The sequence below is a fragment of the Listeria ivanovii subsp. ivanovii genome (assembly GCF_900187025.1).
Classification (GTDB): Bacteria; Bacillota; Bacilli; order Lactobacillales; family Listeriaceae; genus Listeria; species Listeria ivanovii.
In genome coordinates this window covers 2,869,406-2,886,406 of the sequence record NZ_LT906478.1, presented here as the reverse complement: position 1 = coordinate 2,886,406, position 17,001 = coordinate 2,869,406, and the positions used below count along the sequence as shown (strand labels likewise).

General features: G+C 37.5%; 16 protein-coding genes. 15 read left to right on the top strand and 1 reads right to left on the bottom strand.

Features of this window, described 5'->3' with window-relative positions; all coding sequences use genetic code 11:
• The first annotated feature begins 57 nt into the window (after positions 1–57).
• Together CKV67_RS14415 and CKV67_RS14410 are read left to right on the top strand one after the other, a co-directional pair.
• A complete protein-coding gene (locus CKV67_RS14415) occupies positions 58–387 on the top strand; it encodes a hypothetical protein (protein ID WP_014094001.1) in 330 nt (109 codons plus the stop codon).
• Positions 388–549: 162 nt separating this feature from the next.
• Entirely contained in the window at positions 550–2,523 is a 1,974-nt protein-coding gene (locus CKV67_RS14410) for a SpaA isopeptide-forming pilin-related protein (RefSeq protein ID WP_014094000.1), read from the top strand.
• A 49-nt stretch (positions 2,524–2,572) separates the two neighbouring features.
• Here CKV67_RS14410 and CKV67_RS14405 read toward each other — a convergent pair whose 3' ends face one another.
• On the bottom strand, positions 2,573–5,233 hold the full coding sequence (locus tag CKV67_RS14405; RefSeq protein ID WP_014093999.1) for an LPXTG cell wall anchor domain-containing protein: 2,661 nt from the start codon (positions 5,231–5,233) through the stop codon (positions 2,573–2,575).
• Positions 5,234–5,611: 378 nt separating this feature from the next.
• On the opposite strand from CKV67_RS14405, the gene mnmE reads away from it, so the two are divergent.
• From mnmE to CKV67_RS14340, 13 genes are all read left to right on the top strand, one after another.
• The gene (gene mnmE, locus CKV67_RS14400) at positions 5,612–6,985 is read left to right on the top strand and encodes a tRNA uridine-5-carboxymethylaminomethyl(34) synthesis GTPase MnmE (protein ID WP_014093998.1); all 1,374 of its coding nucleotides are present in this window, start codon (positions 5,612–5,614) and stop codon (positions 6,983–6,985) included.
• Between the two features lie 19 nt (positions 6,986–7,004).
• Positions 7,005–8,894 (top strand): tRNA uridine-5-carboxymethylaminomethyl(34) synthesis enzyme MnmG, encoded by a 1,890-nt coding sequence (mnmG, locus tag CKV67_RS14395; RefSeq protein WP_014093997.1) that lies wholly within the window; start codon positions 7,005–7,007, stop codon positions 8,892–8,894.
• Positions 8,895–9,076: 182 nt separating this feature from the next.
• Positions 9,077–9,451: a DUF1310 family protein gene (locus CKV67_RS14390; protein ID WP_369931509.1), complete on the top strand. Its 375-nt coding sequence runs from the start codon at positions 9,077–9,079 to the stop codon at positions 9,449–9,451.
• The gene (locus CKV67_RS14385) at positions 9,448–10,728 is read left to right on the top strand and encodes an Mbeg1-like protein (RefSeq protein ID WP_014093995.1); all 1,281 of its coding nucleotides are present in this window, start codon (positions 9,448–9,450) and stop codon (positions 10,726–10,728) included. The genes CKV67_RS14390 and CKV67_RS14385 overlap by 4 nt, the downstream gene beginning before the upstream one ends.
• The gene (locus CKV67_RS14380; RefSeq protein WP_014093994.1) at positions 10,721–11,083 is read left to right on the top strand and encodes a hypothetical protein; all 363 of its coding nucleotides are present in this window, start codon (positions 10,721–10,723) and stop codon (positions 11,081–11,083) included. Before CKV67_RS14385 ends, CKV67_RS14380 begins: the two co-directional genes overlap by 8 nt.
• Positions 11,084–11,087: 4 nt before the next feature.
• On the top strand, positions 11,088–11,354 hold the full coding sequence (locus tag CKV67_RS14375) for a hypothetical protein (protein ID WP_025279666.1): 267 nt from the start codon (positions 11,088–11,090) through the stop codon (positions 11,352–11,354).
• A gap of 108 nt (positions 11,355–11,462) precedes the next feature.
• Entirely contained in the window at positions 11,463–12,179 is a 717-nt protein-coding gene (gene rsmG, locus CKV67_RS14370) for a 16S rRNA (guanine(527)-N(7))-methyltransferase RsmG (RefSeq protein ID WP_014093992.1), read from the top strand.
• Positions 12,180–12,239: 60 nt separating this feature from the next.
• Positions 12,240–12,935: an N-acetylmannosamine-6-phosphate 2-epimerase gene (locus tag CKV67_RS14365; protein ID WP_014093991.1), complete on the top strand. Its 696-nt coding sequence runs from the start codon at positions 12,240–12,242 to the stop codon at positions 12,933–12,935.
• A 151-nt stretch (positions 12,936–13,086) separates the two neighbouring features.
• Positions 13,087–13,947, top strand: coding sequence for a nucleoid occlusion protein (noc, locus tag CKV67_RS14360; RefSeq protein WP_014093990.1), 861 nt, complete (start codon positions 13,087–13,089; stop codon positions 13,945–13,947).
• A gap of 12 nt (positions 13,948–13,959) precedes the next feature.
• Positions 13,960–14,259: a hypothetical protein gene (locus tag CKV67_RS14355; protein WP_014093989.1), complete on the top strand. Its 300-nt coding sequence runs from the start codon at positions 13,960–13,962 to the stop codon at positions 14,257–14,259.
• Positions 14,260–14,332: 73 nt separating this feature from the next.
• A complete protein-coding gene (locus tag CKV67_RS14350) occupies positions 14,333–15,331 on the top strand; it encodes a LacI family DNA-binding transcriptional regulator (RefSeq protein ID WP_014093988.1) in 999 nt (332 codons plus the stop codon).
• A 115-nt stretch (positions 15,332–15,446) separates the two neighbouring features.
• Positions 15,447–16,358, top strand: coding sequence for a nucleoside hydrolase (locus tag CKV67_RS14345; RefSeq protein WP_025279665.1), 912 nt, complete (start codon positions 15,447–15,449; stop codon positions 16,356–16,358).
• Positions 16,359–16,377: 19 nt separating this feature from the next.
• Complete coding sequence (locus CKV67_RS14340; protein ID WP_003768724.1) at positions 16,378–16,995, top strand: hypothetical protein; 618 nt, start codon at positions 16,378–16,380, stop codon at positions 16,993–16,995.
• Positions 16,996–17,001 lie beyond the last annotated feature (6 nt).

Below are 17,001 nucleotides of genomic sequence, written 5' to 3'. Positions count from 1 at the left end.
GGTAGCCTTTTTTGTTAGAATATTTATAACTAGAACAGCAGGAGGTAGGTCACCAAAATGATTAAAATCGACTATTTTTATTCTCCAGAAAAAGAATCAGAAATCAATCTGGAAATATGGCAGTCTTTCATTGATAGTGGGGAAGAAGGACTACGAATTTACCAAGAATATAAAAACGATATATATAATATTCAGTTGCATCAAGTTACCTCAGTTGACCAAAATGGCTTCCCCGGTTTAGTGGAGGATTTACTAATATGTAACGAGATGAGCGCTTTACCTATTTTAGTAGTAAATCATAAAGTCTATCAACATGGTTCTTTTTCGTTGATAGAGGCGATAGAGGATATACTTGATATCGGGCTATCTATTCAAGTAGAAGAATAAAAAATTAATTATAAAGCATGCCTTCATTAATTAGGAGGCGTGTTTTTTTGATTTAAAATGGTCGTGCGGTCTTGTTTATAAGACTTTCTATGTTTTGCTCCACGTAATATGTTTTAATTCTTAATAAGTCCAGTAAATTTTTGATAGGAAGAGGAATTATTAATGAAAAACCAGAAGATTTTAAAGCTAATTTGCTGTATCGCAATTTTAGCAATGATTATTAATCAATTAGGGAGTTTTCCAACAGTATTTGCTGAAACAAAATCAGTAAATCAGTCAATTATCTATCATGATCATCATGAATATTTAACTGCTTTAGGTAAATATGATAAAGAAAATACACAATACGAAATCAATTTAAAGGAATACAGCCAGAAAAAACAAGAATATGGTGATGCTAAAGCTGCGGCAGATAAAATTACAGCAGAAAATACCGCTAAAAAGGCTGCCTATGAAAAGGAAGCTGCTGATTACCAAACAAAAGTGGATGAATACAATCAGCAAGTTGCCGATATAGCAGATCATGGCAGTAAAGGTCAGTATGTAGGGCCGGAATTTAACAGCATGAGTGGTCAACTACAATCTTATTTGGTGAATTATGCTGCAATGAACCAAATGATTTCGTCTGGATTATCTTTAACAGGTAATTCACTAATTACAAGCATTCAACAAAACGTAGCGACTAATCCATTTACAAGTAGTGCTACTGTGGAGGAAAATGTACAAAAGCTAATAAATGAGTGGAATACGTTTGCGGCTTTTGAAAAAAGTATTGGCTCTGAAAAAGCTTTTGACTTGAGTATGAGCACAGTAACAACGGATGTGGCTAATGGAAATTGGTATAACGGCTTTCAAGGTGTAGAATTTTATCATACATTCAGTAGCAGTACTGGACAAACCCTTGATGATGTTCCAAGCATATTAAATCATCCAACAGAACAAAATATTAAACAAGCCTTGAAAGACCTTTTTGTAAAGGCCTATAACAACGATTTTGATTCGGCTTCGATGAATATGACGAAAGGTGTCTTTAGGATTAATCCAGGCATGGTAACTAAATGGGAAGCAGCCTTAGATGAAGCTAAAACACAAGCCTTCACTCTCTATGAACAATCGATTAATGAATACATCGATGCATTTAAAGTCTATAATAATTCTAGCTATACATTGAATGATTATGATATCTTCATGCATAGTATTGAAGATGCGGCTGACACACAGAAACGAGCCTTTGCATTTATTAGTGGTGGCGGTGTTCAGGGTGTTACGCCAGAAGATGTTAATAATAATGCACCTTTTTTCACTAGTCTAAGAGATTTACCAGTTAGTGAGTTAGCTCAAAAATATGGTTATCAGCTTCTGTTAAGTAATATGGCAAGTAAAGCAACTTATGGTTATTTTAACTTGCTGGATCCTGGACCGTATGAGGTACTTACTATCACTACAACTAGCTCGATGTCGAATTCGTTTAGTACCTTCAAACAAAGTGAAACGAATTATACGCCAACACCAAAATATCCAACGACTCCAATTTTACCAACATATGAACCAGTTCCAGATGTTCTATATGAGCCAGTGGTACCAGCAATGCCAATTAAACCGCGCTATGAACCACTTAATAAAATCACTTTATTAAAAGTAGTGATGGATAACAATAAACCTTTAGCTAATGCTGTTTTTAAACTTGTTAATAATGATACGAAAATAGAGCTGGGGAACTTCACAAGTAATAAAAATGGCATCATTGAAATAAATAATATTGATCCGGGGAACTATACTCTAACAGAAACGATTGCACCAAAAGGGTATGTTTTAGACAACACAGCAATTTTATTTACAATAAAAGGTACGGAAAATGAAAAAATCCAATTAATAAAAACGAATAAACTGGTTAAAAGCGATTCTCCAATAACTATAACGAATCAAAAGCCAGAGATTCATTCACGAGGGAATGAAGACACGCATGTTACTACAACTCCTACTGCAGCTATTAATTCTCATTTAGCTCAAAGCGGTAAAGAGACGTTACCAAAAACGGGAGATAGCAATTCTTTTACGGCAACGATGATTGGTATTGGGCTAATTAGTTCTGTTTTCGGGTTATTTTACCTCGGAAGACGAAAGGAATTAAATTAAAAGACAAAAAAGCAGCGTCGTTTGGTAGCGACACTGCTTTTTGTATGATTTAATACCTCTTTTTCTTCCGCAATAAAACAAAGACTCCGACAGCCAGTAATCCAATACCAGCTAGACCATTTGGTACTTGTGAATGATCCCCAGTTTTAGGAAGAGAAATTTTTTCAGCTGTATTAGGGGGGAATATCTTTTCTGTTACGATCGTTTTTCCTGGTTGGATATTAATAGGTGGATTTGTGATATCGCTCGGTTGTATTTGAGGTTGAACGATTATTTGTACAACGATTGTGCGAGTAAAAGTGGTTATATTCCCATCGGCATCAGTGACTTCGTAGACAATTTGATAGTTACCAGGGACATTAATATCCACATTATTGGAGATAATTTCTACTTGATTTGTTAAATCGCCATTTTCTTTATCGTTGGCGGTGATAGTGTCCATCGGGTCAAAGTTATCCTTAGGTGTTAAATGTGTTTCGCTATCCCCGGCAATAATAGGAGCTTCTGTCACAATCACTGTACGAGTGAAGCGAGTTTTATTTCCATCGCTATCTGTTACCTCATAAGTGACATCATAAGTTCCTGGAGTGCTAGTATCAACAGGATTGTTTAACACTTTGATGTCTTGAGTGATGTTGCCATCTTCTTTATCTTTAGCTTCCATCGTGCTCATTGGATCGAATACAGCATTTGGATTTATAGAGCTTTCACTATCGCCAGTAATGATAGGGACTTCTGTTACAACGACTGTGCGTGTAAAAGTAGATACATTTCCGTCGTTATCAGTAACTTTATAAGCAACTTCATAGGTTCCCGGAGTACTAGTATCGACCGTGTTACTAACTACTTTAATATTTTTTGTTAAATCGCCATCTTCTTTATCAGTCGCTGTAATGGAGCTCATTGGGTCAAAAGGGGTGTTAGGGTTTAGAACTGTTTCGTTATCCCCAGTAATGACAGGAGCTTCTGTCACGATAACTGTACAGGTGAAGGTAGCTTTGTTGCTATCACTATCTGATACCTGATAAGTAACTTCATAACTTCCTGGTTTAGAAGTGTCTACTGAATTATTTGTTATTTGGACATTTTGCGTAATATTACCATCTTCTGCATCAGTGGCGGTGATGGAACTCATTGGATCAAAACTAGCGTTAGGATTTAGCACGAGTTCACTGTCACCAGAAATAGTAGGAGCTTCTGTCATGATAACTGTGCGTTTAAAGGTAGTTTTGTTGCCATCGCTATCTGTGACTTCATAACTAACTTCATAACTCCCTAGTGTATGGACATCTACTGTATTGTTCGTTATCTTAACTTTTTTTGTTAAATCGCCATCTTCTTTATCAGTTGCGTTAATTGTGCTCATAGGGTCATCGAAAGCATCATTGGGGTTTAAACGAGTTTCATTTTCCCCAGTAATGACAGGAGCTTCGGTAACAGTAACAGTTCGTATAAAGGTAGCCGTATTTTCATCACTATCTGTCACTTCATAGCTCACTTCATATGTGCCAGATCTGGACGTATCGACTGGATTATTAGTAACTTTAACTTTGTCTGTTAAATTACCATCTTCTTTATCCGTCGCGGTAATTGTATTTACAGGATCAAAAGTCTCACCAGGTTGAAGAATCGTGTTTGTTTCTCCTGTAATTGCCGGTGCGTCATTACTAATAATCTTAGTAGAAGAGTCTGTTGCTTCAGTGGTGGCAGTTTCGTCTTCAAAATTTTCATCATTATAAACGACATCCGTATCAGGTGTCGCCGCTGTTGTTTCTTTTTCAGCTGTTAATGGAATACTAATATTTATCGAAGCATCTTTTTTTATATTTCCGGTTGTAAATGTGAGTGTGCGAGTGGCTTCGTCATAGTTTTCGCTAGTAATGCTTGTATTAGTAGATGAAAGGCTTCCTGGGGTGTAGGATAGTTCAGTGGGAATTTGGACGGAAAAGTTATTATTTGCTGCGGGCATTCCGCCAGTGTTGGTCGCTTGAATTTGATAATCCACGCTATCATGGACTTTAATGCTAGTGTTAGAAAAAACTCCTGCTACTTGGAGGTTGGAAGCTGTTGCAAACTGGACATTATCTAAATAATTTCCAAGTCCGGGATCTCCACCTGAACTACTGACAGCTCTAAACTGAAAGCGTGTGGTAGTTTGTCCTTCTGGAATGGTATAAGTTCCTTTATATAGGCCCCATTCTGAGTTTCCATCAGACATTTTTGTTTGCTCTACAAGTGTATTTCCAGGTGCGCCAAATTCTACTAATGCAACATCTGTTCCTTTCCGACCTTTATGATAAACTTGCCAATGCACTTTTGTTCCTGGAGTTGTTGGGATATCTTGATAAAGTGCGGAGTTTTCATAGGCGTTTAATTCAGCCCATTGGTTTCCGCTTTGCGCAGTAACAGCAGAACTGGCAGAGGATGATTTAAAACCGTTCTTTTGGATTTCAATTTTATTGCTGCTATCTGTAGTCTGCCAGCCAGGAACGCTAGTAGCACTAAATAATTGGTAAGTTCTTTTAGATGGGACAGTTGGCGTTTCAAAATCTCCATTTTCTAAAGATATAATAGCTGCATTTGATGTAGTTGCAGCAGTTGCTTGTGAGGTAGTTGTAGCTAAATTAATTGGAGATATGACCAATCCTGTTACAAGGAACGCCATAGAAGTAAGTCGAATACCTTGTTTTATTTTTCGTTTTTTACTCATTTATTTTAGCTCCTTGTTTACTTCATTTATTTCTTAAATGAATCATACTTGTTTTTTAGTTGCACTATGTGTGTAATTTACACAACAAGTAATAGTATATGTGACAGTTTTCAGGAGGAAGTTGAAAATAGCAAAGATAAAACTATTGTTATTCACATGTGGATAAGTTAAAATGGTAGGGATGAAATTTTATTAACGGTTTTTCTGTGGATATGTTGATAAGTCTATGGATAACCTTCCAAATACTAACAATTTAATTGCTTTGGTCAAAGCGGAGCGTAAGTTGTTGATAATGCACAAAATCATGTGCCAAAATTTATTCAAAATAGAATAAGGCTTATTTGAGCTGGAATTCTAATGAGGAAGGATGAGTAAAGAATGGAATTTGATACTATTGCTGCAATCTCAACACCGCCGGGAGAAGGGGCCATTGCTATTATTAGATTAAGCGGTCCAGAGGCGATTCAGATAGCGGATCGTATTTTTTATGCCAAAAATAGTTTAAGTGAAGCAGCAAGTCATACAATTCATTATGGTCATATTAAAGAAAATGGCGAAGTAATAGAAGAAGTTATGGTCACCGTTATGCGTGCTCCAAAGACTTTTACAAGAGAAGATGTCGTGGAAATTAACGCGCATGGCGGAATCGTTTCGGTTAATCGTGTGCTCCAATTATTGCTTCGAAATGGGGCGAATTTAGCGGAACCGGGCGAATTCACAAAACGCGCTTTTCTAAATGGAAGAATTGATTTGTCACAAGCAGAAGCCGTAATGGACTTGATTCGCGCCAAAACAGACCGGGCGATGGGTGTTGCAATCAGACAAATGGACGGGAATTTATCAAGATTGATTCGCAATTTACGCCAAGAGATTTTAGATGCACTCGCGCAAGTCGAAGTAAACATTGATTATCCTGAATATGATGATGTAGAAGAAATGACTCAGCGAATGCTACTGGAGAAAACAGAACTAGTCCGCGCCTCTGTAGAGCAACTACTACAAACCGCGAGCCAAGGAAAAATTCTCCGCGAGGGGCTTGCAACAGCAATCATCGGTCGACCAAACGTTGGGAAATCTTCTTTACTAAACCAATTAATTCAAGAAGAAAAAGCGATTGTAACTGATATTGCTGGAACAACAAGAGATATCATTGAAGAATATGTCAATGTTCGCGGAGTACCGCTACGTTTGATTGATACTGCGGGAATTCGTGAAACAGAGGACATCGTGGAGAAAATTGGCGTAGAACGTTCCAGAAAAGCGCTGGCGGATGCTGATTTTATCCTTTTAGTATTAAACCAAAATGAAGAGCTAACAGTGGAAGATGAAGCGTTATTTGAAGCAGCTGCTGGTCATAATTATGTTGTTGTTTTAAATAAAACCGATTTGGAAACAAAACTTGATATAAATAGAGTACGTGAACTTGCGGGAAACAACCCGATTGTCTCGACTTCTTTAGTAAAAGATGAGGGTTTAGAAGCTTTAGAAGAAGCAATTAAAACGTTATTTTTTGCAGGAGATATTGATGCTGGTGACGCAACATACGTATCAAATGTTCGCCATATTGCCTTGCTTCACCAAGCACTTGAGTCTTTAAATGCGGTAACAACAGGAATTCAGCTCGGTATGCCAGTCGATATTGTCCAGATTGACATGACTCGCGCATGGGATCTACTAGGTGAAATTACCGGAGATTCTGTTCAAGATGAGTTACTCGATCAGTTGTTTAATCAATTTTGTCTGGGAAAATGATTTTTAGGAGATGTTAAAATTGCAAACTTATGATGCAGGAACTTTTGATGTCATCGTTGTTGGCGCAGGACATGCCGGTGTAGAAGCAGGTCTAGCAAGTGGCCGGATGGGCGCCAAAACATTGATGCTTACAATAAATTTAGATATGGTTGCATTTATGCCATGTAACCCTTCTGTTGGAGGTCCGGCTAAAGGCGTTGTCGTGCGCGAAATTGATGCACTCGGCGGAGAAATGGGTCGTAATACAGATAAAACTTACATTCAAATGCGGATGTTAAATACTGGTAAAGGTCCAGCTGTCCGCGCATTACGAGCTCAAGCCGACAAATGGGACTATCAACACGAAATGAAGCATACCATTGAAAAAGAAGAAAACATTACTTTACGTCAAGGACTTGTTGATCGTTTAGTAATAGAAGATGGGGTTTGTAAAGGTGTCATCACGAATAGTGGCGCAATTTACTACGCAGAAACAGTAGTTATTACAACGGGAACATTCTCACGTGGAGAAATCATTGTTGGCGAACTGCGCTATTCAAGTGGTCCGAATAACCAACAACCATCTGTGAAACTCTCAGAACACTTGGAAGAACTTGGCTTTGAGCTACGCCGCTTTAAAACAGGAACCCCACCACGCGTAAAATCCAGTACGATTGATTATTCCAAAACTGAAGAACAACCTGGTGATGAGCACGCACGCGCATTTAGCTTTGATACAGTCGAAATGATACTGGACCAATTACCATGTTGGTTAACCTACACAAACGAAACAACACACGAAATAATCCAAGCCAATTTACACCGTTCCCCAATGTTCACAGCTACAAAAAAAGGAACTGGTGCAAGATATTGCCCATCAATTGAAGATAAAATTGTTCGTTTCAGCGACAAACCAAGACACCAAATTTTCCTTGAACCAGAAGGCCGCAATACAGAAGAAGTCTATGTTCAAGGGCTTTCCACAAGCTTGCCAGAAGAAGTACAACGCGAAATGTTAAGAACAATCCCTGGCCTTGAAAATGTAGAAATGATGCGTGTTGGTTACGCGATTGAATACGATGCAGTAATGCCAGACCAACTTTGGCCATCACTTGAAACAAAGCTTGTAGAAGGTCTTTTCACAGCGGGCCAAATTAACGGCACAAGTGGGTACGAAGAAGCTGCCGGACAAGGCTTAATGGCAGGAATCAACGCCGCACGTAAAGTCTTCAAGAAAGAACCTGTAATCCTAGGTCGTGACCAAGCATATATTGGTGTATTAATTGATGATTTAGTAACAAAAGGCACCGAAGAACCGTATCGCTTACTTACTTCTCGTGCAGAATATCGCTTGTTACTACGCCACGATAATGCTGATTTACGTTTAACAGAAATCGGTCATGAAATTGGTTTAATTAGTGACGAACGTTATGAACGCTTTTTGGCAAAACAAAGTGCTATCGAAGCCGAAAAAACAAGACTTCAAAAAACGCGCATCAAACCAACTGCTGAAGTTCAAGCAATGCTTAAAGAAATTGGTTCCGGTGAGCTAAAAGACGGCATTTTAGCAGCAGATTTACTTCGCCGTCCAGAAATCACGTATAATAAAATCGCCGAAATTGTTTCACGTGAAACATCTGTAACGGATGATGTCGCGGAACAAGTCGAAATCCAAGTGAAATATGAAGGATACATTGAAAAATCTAAACTACAAGTAGAAAAAATGAAACGCATGGAAGATAAAAAAATCCCAGAAAATATTGATTATGATGCTATCAGCGGACTTGCAACAGAAGCACTAGAAAAACTGAAGAAAATCGAACCACTTTCTATCGCCCAAGCTAGTCGCATCAGTGGCGTAAATCCAGCCGACATTTCCATTTTGCTTGTCTATATCGAGCAAGGGAAAATAGCAAAAATAAGCAAGTAAAAAATACAAAACTCAAGAACCACCTTATTCATGAAAGTTTTAATTTTTCATGAATAAGGTGGTTTTTTTAGAGCAAAATAGACCTACATAAAAGAAGTGAAAAATTATAGTATGTGATAAGATGAGCTTAGAGATGAAAAAAATCTAACATCAGAGGTGAAGAATTGAAAAAGAAACTAATAATGACACTAGGAATTGTAGTAACAATTATTTTGGTATTAGGGGTGAAATTCTATATGGACGAGAAAAAGTTGGACGAAGAAATGATTAAAGTAGTTTATAGTGATGAAGCAAAAGAGGTATTCGAAAACGATATAAAACTTATTGATACGAAAGCATTCACCAAAGAAGGTATAATTCAGTCATATGAAGTTGATAAGGAGAGTATAGAGCATAATCCAATGGGAGGGATAATAGTTACCTTAGTTATTAATAAGGATGATACCTTGAAATTAACATATACTTTGAACAATCATAACGGAAAATTAGAAGGTGGCGGTGCAAGTATATCTAAAGAGCTTACTAAACAATTAGGGCTTTTGGAGGGAGACAAATGAGTCAAGCTAGTACAGACCAAGAAAGAGTTAAGTTAACAGAAAAAGAATACCATAAACTGAAATCTGGTGAGGCAGTATATATTTCTAAAACCAATGGGGGAATTAAAACAATCGGCACCGTATCCCAAGTAAACAACAAACCAACCGGCGAACAATCTTTCATCATCACAGACAAATACACGCCACCCACCGCCGCATCTACCGAAAGAAACAAGGTAAAAGAACTAACCATCCTATACAAAGGCTCCACCGCACCATCTACTGCAAATCTTAATGTCCCGCTTCATCCAGACTATAGAGATGTAAGAGAAGACTGGTTAGATAATGATATTCCAACTGCTTTTCAAGTTATAAACGGCGGAGGTCCGGTAGTAACCCCGCAATTAAAATCCTCTGCAGAAACTCTTAAACAAGCAATGAAACTTTACCCAAACGCCCAAGTTTACGTATATGGACACTCGCTAGGTTCTATGGACGCCCAATACGCTATTGCAGACTTGGACAAAAAAGACATTAAACGCATTAGCGGCGGATTCTTTTACCAAGGTCCCAATATCTATTCAAATTTAACCCCAGAACAACAAGACACAGTAAAAGCAATAAACGCTTTAGATAAACTATTTAATTACATTGATAGAAAAGATTATGTGCCAATTGGTTATGGTATTGGCAACCCAGCAGTCGGACATTTAATCGAAGTTGATTCTAAAAACGTCGGTTTGATTGAACAACATATGTGGGGTGGTTATCAATTCGACAAAGACGGTAATCTCCTTACTGACAAAGAAGGAAGCTTGCGACTAGCCAAATACGCAACTAGCCAGCAATTATCAGCAATCAATATCATGCGAACAAGTTTTACAAAAAGCGGCGGAGGCTTATCTTCATCGGAAGAAATATTTTTGGATGCAGCAGAAGGACTAGCCATTACGCAAGGGATGAAACAAACGCTACAAGGAGAGATTAAAGACTTAAAAGATATGTTTGATAAAGCGACCGAGAACGCAGAAGAGTTGTGGAGTGATACACTTTCAGATGCGAGGGATATTGGCTCAAAACTATCCGAGTCAGAAATACTAACAGCACTCGCATACGGTGGGGCAACAGAAGCAAAAATTGTGAATGAAACAGTGCAAGATTGCGAAAAATCTTTAGCAGAAGCAACTAAAATAGAACAAGAATATGATAAATTGCTAGAACAAATTAACGAAGCCATAACCAGTCAGCTAAAAACGGACCAAGAATTAGCCAAACAAATAGGGAGCATGTATGGATAAACAACGACAACTACTATTGAAAATAGAGAACCTAGAGGATGATTTTAATAGAAAAAGAAGACGGCTAGAAGAATCAATGGATGAAGTAACTCAAGAAAAATGGAAGTTTAATCGCGAGTTGGAAAATCTTTCCGAGCAAATAAGGTACATAAACCAAAAAAGAGATTATATCGATTCCTCCAGTTTACAAAAAGAATATCATTTAATCAGCTCTATTCAAGAAGAAAGCGAATGGACTGTAAAAAATGCACTGACAAAATTAGAAAATGAACACGAAGAACAGCATGCTCTTTATAGGAAACAAGCATTTTCTTATGAAGAAGAATTACATCAGCTAAAGAAGGAACGTGATTGATAATATGATAGATAGTTTAAAAGCAGATTTATTAGAATCGCGAAAAAATTTAGAAAGAAATCTTATTCGTATGTTTGTGGCCAGTCAAAGCCATACAACATCAGAAAACCGTAAGAAAATGCTCGAAATGATGAAAAAGGATAAGCTAGAAGACATAAAAAGCAACTGTACGAGCTACGTTAACGGGATTTCTACCACCGCAAAAGGCAAATGGGTGACTCAGGCTAAAGAAAGTTTTAAGGAGATTACAAACAAACTTGATAATTGTTAGAGATATAAAGAGGAAGAGTTTGATAAATGAGAAGAAAAAATTTATACTTTATAAATACAGTAGAGATAAGACACTGGAAAAATAGCAAAAGTAAAGTGAGGAAAAAACATGAATCCAGAACAATTCAGTAACGCTCTTGCTGAAAAAGGAATAGAATTAAATGAAGTACAATTGAAACAATTCCACGATTACTTTGAAATGCTAGTAGAATGGAACGAGAAAATGAATTTAACAGCCATTACAGAGGAAAAAGAAGTCTACCTAAAGCATTTCTATGACTCTATTTCCGCGGCATTTTACGTTGATTTCAATGACTTTCATTCGATTTGTGATGTTGGGGCTGGCGCTGGTTTTCCAAGCATTCCCATCAAAATCTGCTTCCCGCATTTAGAAGTTAGCATAGTAGATTCGCTCAAGAAACGAATGACCTTTTTAGATGCACTAGCAGAAAAACTAGCTTTAACAAACGTCCATTTTTATCACGATCGTGCTGAAACATTCGGTCAGAACAAAGCGCATCGTGAAAAATATGACCTAGTAACAGCGCGAGCAGTAGCAAGAATGAGCGTATTATCTGAGCTTTGCCTGCCACTTGTCAAAAAAGGCGGTTCTTTCCTCGTAATGAAAGCAGCCCAAGCGGAACAAGAATTACAAACAGCCGAAAAAGCTATCAAAGTATTAGGCGGGAAAGTGGTCAATCACTTCTCTTTCTCACTACCAATAGAAGAAAGCGAACGGAACATTTACGTTATCGCTAAAACAAAAGAAACACCGAATAAATACCCAAGAAAGCCCGGAACACCGAACAAATTACCAATCGAATAAATACGAAAAAGTCCTTTCAAAACGAGAGGACTTATTAATTTCAGCCAAGGAGGAATAAAAGTGAATAATTCTGTACTTGAAAAAATAAAAGGTGAGCTAATAGTTTCCTGCCAAGCTCTGCCAGATGAACCACTCCATAGCTCATTTATCATGTCGAAAATGGCCCTCGCAGCAGTCCAAGGAGGCGCGATAGGTATTCGAGCAAACACACCCGAAGACATTAGCGCCATTCAAAATGAAGTAAACGTGCCCATCATCGGCATTTTCAAACAGGTATACGATGACTGCAACGTATTTATTACCCCAACATTAAAAGAAGTAAGGAAAATCTGTGAAACTGGCGCTGAAATAGTAGCAATGGACGCAACTACAAGACCGCGCCCTAATAACGAAAACCTCGAAGAAATACTACAAATAATCCGCAAAGAGTTTCCAAGTACCCTCCTAATGGCAGACACTGGAAGCATGGAAGATGTTCATTACGCTGATTCCCTGGGCTTTGATTTGATAGGTACAACACTTTACGGCTACACAGACGAAACCGCAAATCAAAATATTAGCGATTACGACTTCTCCCATTTAAAAGAAGTATTAAAAAGTACGAACCGCCCAGTCATTGCAGAAGGGAAAATTGATACTCCTGAGAAAGCGAGAGAAGTGCTAAATCTAGGTTGTCACGCCGTTGTTGTTGGCGGAGCAATAACAAGACCGCAAGAGATAACTGCACGTTTTACAAAAGAAATTAACAATAAATGAATCAATTCAAGTTAACAAGCAAGTTCTGGAATTTTTAATTTAGAATAAACGTGTTTTTCTGCGTCATTTCTGCTAAAATAATGAAAGAGACTTGCGGATAGTAGGATTTACTCACTTAGCGCCCAAGAATTTCCGGAAAGGAAGGACCCAGATGCCTTTTTCACGTTTATTTGGAAAAAAAGAAAAGAATAATCAACTGGATGATAACATAGTAGAAGAAGGAGTACAGCGTGTACAAGAACTTCCTATGGATAAAATTTTCCCAAACCAATTTCAACCACGGACCGTATTTGATCAAGATAAGATTGAGGAGCTTGCTCGAACGATTCGAATTCATGGTGTCATTCAACCAATTGTGGTTAGAGAGATGGAACCGGATTATTATGAAATCATTGCCGGAGAGCGTCGTTTTCGAGCTGTTCTTTCTTTGGAAATGGAAAAAATCCCAGCAATTATTCAAAATTTGGATGATGAAGAAGTAGCTGCGATTGCTTTAATTGAAAACCTACAGCGCGAAGAACTGACGCCTATTGAAGAAGCAAAAGCATACCGAAGCTTGCTAGATATGCAAGACGTCACTCAAGAAGCACTTGCTCAACGTGTCGGGAAGAGCCAGTCCGCTATTGCTAACAAAATGCGTCTTTTAAAACTACCAGAAACAATCCAAAATGCCGTACTTAACAAACAAATTTCAGAACGTCATGCTCGTTCATTACTAGCTTTAGAAACGGAAGAACAGCAAGTGAGTCTTTTACAAGAAATAAAAGAAAATCACTGGAACGTTAAGCAAACCGAAGCACGAATTCAAGAGCTTCTAGGCGTGAAAAAGTCAACCACCACTAAAAAAACAAAACCAAAACGGCAAGCAATCAGTCGTGATGTACGTATTGCTATGAATACAATCAAGCAATCTGTTACGATGGTTAAAGATAACGGAATGGAACTAGATTTTAAGGAAGAAGAAACAGATGATTTTTATCAAATTACCATTCAAATTCCTAAAAAGAAATAAAGAGGTGTAGCAATGAGGTTTTTGAAGATAGTTGGGCATGCAATTGGAGTTATTAGTTGCTTAATGGTACTACCATCCTTCGTCATAGCAATTACCAGCGCTGTTTTAAGTTTTAACCCATTATATATTACTTATTTTTTCACTAGTCCTTATGCGCGAGCAGTTGCTGTGGCAGAAGAATCTGGCTGGGGAAACGCCATCAATATTTTATTAGTTAATTATGGGGCATATCTCATCGCGTTCGCCTATACTTTCTTTGCTATAGTGAAGATTTACAGTTGGTATCAAATAGCGAAAGAAGCAAAAAAATAAGCGTAATTAGTTAACCCGCCTAATGAAGCGGGTTTTTCGACCTATTTAATTTAAACAGAAAGGAGAGGGGACTATGAAGACAACCATAAAGGACATCGCGAAAGAAGCAGGGGTTTCCATCGCTACAATTTCGCTTATTATCAATGGGAAAGCAGAACTATTCAGCCCTAAAACTGTCAAAAAAGTAAACGAAGCAATTGAAAAACTAAATTATCAGCCTAATTACTTTGCTAAAAATCTAAATAGTGTTAAAAGTAATACCATTGGTTTAATAGTACCAGATGTCTCCAACCCGTTTTTCTCGAAATTAGCGAATAGTATTGAAAATGCCCTTAACGAAGCAGGTTATTTACTATTTTTATGTAATAGTGCGTATGATTTAGAGCGTGAACAGAAATACATTAATGAAATGCTTTATCGTTCCATTGAAGGGATTATTTTTGCTAGTGCGGAAAATTTAAACGAAACGACTATCCAGCAACTAGGGAAATCAAATGTTCCGTATATTTTGATGGATCGCCCAAGCAGAGTTGTGAATAATGGTGTTTTTGTGGATGATTATGCAGGTGGTGTTATTGCAACAGAACATTTAATTTCAAAGGGGCATACTAAAATTGCTTGTTTAAGTGGAGCTGAGAAGTTTGTGAATATCTCAGAACGTGGCCGAGGTTACTTAGAAACAATGAAAAAACACCAACTAACGCCTATTTATTCGGAAAATGGAACCTTAACTGTCGAAAGCGGTTATAAAGAAGGCTTGAAATTATGTGAAAAAGATATTTCAGCAATCTTTGTATGTAATGACTTAATGGCAATAGGCGTGTATGAAGCTATTAACGAGCTTGCCAAAGTAATACCAACTGATATTTCAGTGCTTGGTTTTGATGATATTACGACAGCTCAATATTTGACGCCTAAGTTAACAACGATTCATCAACCGATTGGAGAGCTTGGTAAAGTAGCAGTTGAGAATTTAGTTTGGCGAATTCAAAATAATAATGATGCAGTTGAAAACTATGTAGCGCCAGTCACTTTGGTTGAACGATCAAGTGTGAGAGCTGAGCTAAAATAAAAAAACGGTTGACTTTTAAAACGTTTTAATTTATGCTTTAAAAAATGATAGCGCTAACAAAAATGACTTTTGCAATTTTATTAAAACGTTTTAATAAAAGGAGGAAATTTAAAAAATGAGTACAAATAGAGTAATTATTGATACGGATGTAGGTAGTGATATCGATGATGCAATGGCCCTTGCTCTTGCGATGAAATCAGATGATATCTACATCGAGGGAGTAACAACTGTTTATGGCAACACTGTTTTGAGAGCTAAACTAGCGAAAAAACTTTTAACACTTGGGAATGCTGAGGAAGTAAAAGTTTATGCTGGAATTAAAGAGCCACTTTTACATAATCGAGAAGTCTGGATGGCTGGTCATGAAGGCGACGGTGTTTTAGAAGATTATGAAATGCTTGAAGTAGAAGCAGAACACGGAGTCGATTTTATTATTAGAACAATTATGGATAATCCGCACGAAATAACGCTTATTACAATTGGACCGTTAACTAATGTTGCAGCGGCTATTATTCGCGAACCAAAAATAGCTGAAAACGTGAAAGAAATCATATTAATGGGTGGAGTAACGAGACTTGGCGACAATGGTCTGAAGATACGCCAAATCGAACATAATATCAAATCAGATCCAGAAGCAGCATCACTAGTCTTCCGGAGTAAAGCAAAAATTACGATGGTTGGTCTCGATGTGACTATGAAAGTGAAATTCACCAAACCAGAACGCGACCAGTTGAAAGCATCGGGTTTACCATTAAATGATGCGCTTGTTAAAATGCTAGATCGATGGTTTGACTTTATTGAGGAAGATTTTACATTGATGCATGATCCGCTTACGGTTTCACTTCTCCTTGATAGAAGCCTAGTTAAGACAGAGAAAGTAACTATCGAAGTGGAGTATGATCATAGACATCCAACTGGACAAACCGTTGCTACATATGATGAAAATGGTAATGTTGATTTATGTCTAGATGTGGATAGTGAACGTTTTAATGAATTATTGTTAGATATTCTACTTAAAGAAAAATAAACTATATGGAGGTTTTCAAATGAAACGCGGAATGAAATATGATTTTTCTTTACTGTCGATTTTGTTAATACCAATTGGTGTTGCAATCAATGTTGTTGGGTATCAGCTGTCTTCTATTTTAAAATTACCTGTATTTTTGGATTTAATGGGAACAGCGATGGTTAGTATGATTGCTGGGCCATGGGTTGGGCTTGTTACGGGAGGGCTTGGAAGTCTGGTTAATGGAATGCTTAACCCAGTTGCTATCCCTTTTGCCCTAGTTTCAATGTCTGTTGGTTGGACTGTCGGGATGCTATCAAGAGCCAAAATGTTTAATAACTTGATTTTGTTATTAATTTCCTCAGTGATTGTTACAATCGTTTCTTCCATTACATCAGCCCCAGTACAAGTCATTATGTTTGGTGGAGTGACAGGCTCTTCCATTGATTTAATTACGGCTACTATACTTTCCACAGGACAACAAATTTGGACAGCAGTTTTTTCACAAACGCTTATTATCGGAAGTATCAATTCCGTTGTGAATCTACTAATTGCTTGGTTAATTGTAAAGAAAATGTCGGCTCGTTATCTATCGAAGCAAAATTATGGAATGCCATATATTAAAAAACAAGAGTTAAATACTACCAAAATCGTATAGAAAAGG

What these genes read in the sequence shown, in the direction of transcription:
- rsmG (WP_014093992.1), top strand. Translation starts at nt 11,463, where the DNA reads ATGAATCCAGAACAATTCAGTAACGCTCTTGCTGAAAAAGGAATAGAA.
- CKV67_RS14405 (WP_014093999.1), bottom strand. Translation starts at nt 5,233, where the DNA reads ATGAGTAAAAAACGAAAAATAAAACAAGGTATTCGACTTACTTCTATG.
- CKV67_RS14345 (WP_025279665.1), top strand. Translation starts at nt 15,447, where the DNA reads ATGAGTACAAATAGAGTAATTATTGATACGGATGTAGGTAGTGATATC.
- noc (WP_014093990.1), top strand. Translation starts at nt 13,087, where the DNA reads ATGCCTTTTTCACGTTTATTTGGAAAAAAAGAAAAGAATAATCAACTG.
- CKV67_RS14390 (WP_369931509.1), top strand. Translation starts at nt 9,077, where the DNA reads ATGACACTAGGAATTGTAGTAACAATTATTTTGGTATTAGGGGTGAAA.
- mnmE (WP_014093998.1), top strand. Translation starts at nt 5,612, where the DNA reads ATGGAATTTGATACTATTGCTGCAATCTCAACACCGCCGGGAGAAGGG.
- CKV67_RS14350 (WP_014093988.1), top strand. Translation starts at nt 14,333, where the DNA reads ATGAAGACAACCATAAAGGACATCGCGAAAGAAGCAGGGGTTTCCATC.
- CKV67_RS14415 (WP_014094001.1), top strand. Translation starts at nt 58, where the DNA reads ATGATTAAAATCGACTATTTTTATTCTCCAGAAAAAGAATCAGAAATC.
- CKV67_RS14375 (WP_025279666.1), top strand. Translation starts at nt 11,088, where the DNA reads ATGATAGATAGTTTAAAAGCAGATTTATTAGAATCGCGAAAAAATTTA.
- CKV67_RS14380 (WP_014093994.1), top strand. Translation starts at nt 10,721, where the DNA reads ATGGATAAACAACGACAACTACTATTGAAAATAGAGAACCTAGAGGAT.
- CKV67_RS14355 (WP_014093989.1), top strand. Translation starts at nt 13,960, where the DNA reads ATGAGGTTTTTGAAGATAGTTGGGCATGCAATTGGAGTTATTAGTTGC.
- CKV67_RS14410 (WP_014094000.1), top strand. Translation starts at nt 550, where the DNA reads ATGAAAAACCAGAAGATTTTAAAGCTAATTTGCTGTATCGCAATTTTA.
- CKV67_RS14385 (WP_014093995.1), top strand. Translation starts at nt 9,448, where the DNA reads ATGAGTCAAGCTAGTACAGACCAAGAAAGAGTTAAGTTAACAGAAAAA.
- CKV67_RS14340 (WP_003768724.1), top strand. Translation starts at nt 16,378, where the DNA reads ATGAAACGCGGAATGAAATATGATTTTTCTTTACTGTCGATTTTGTTA.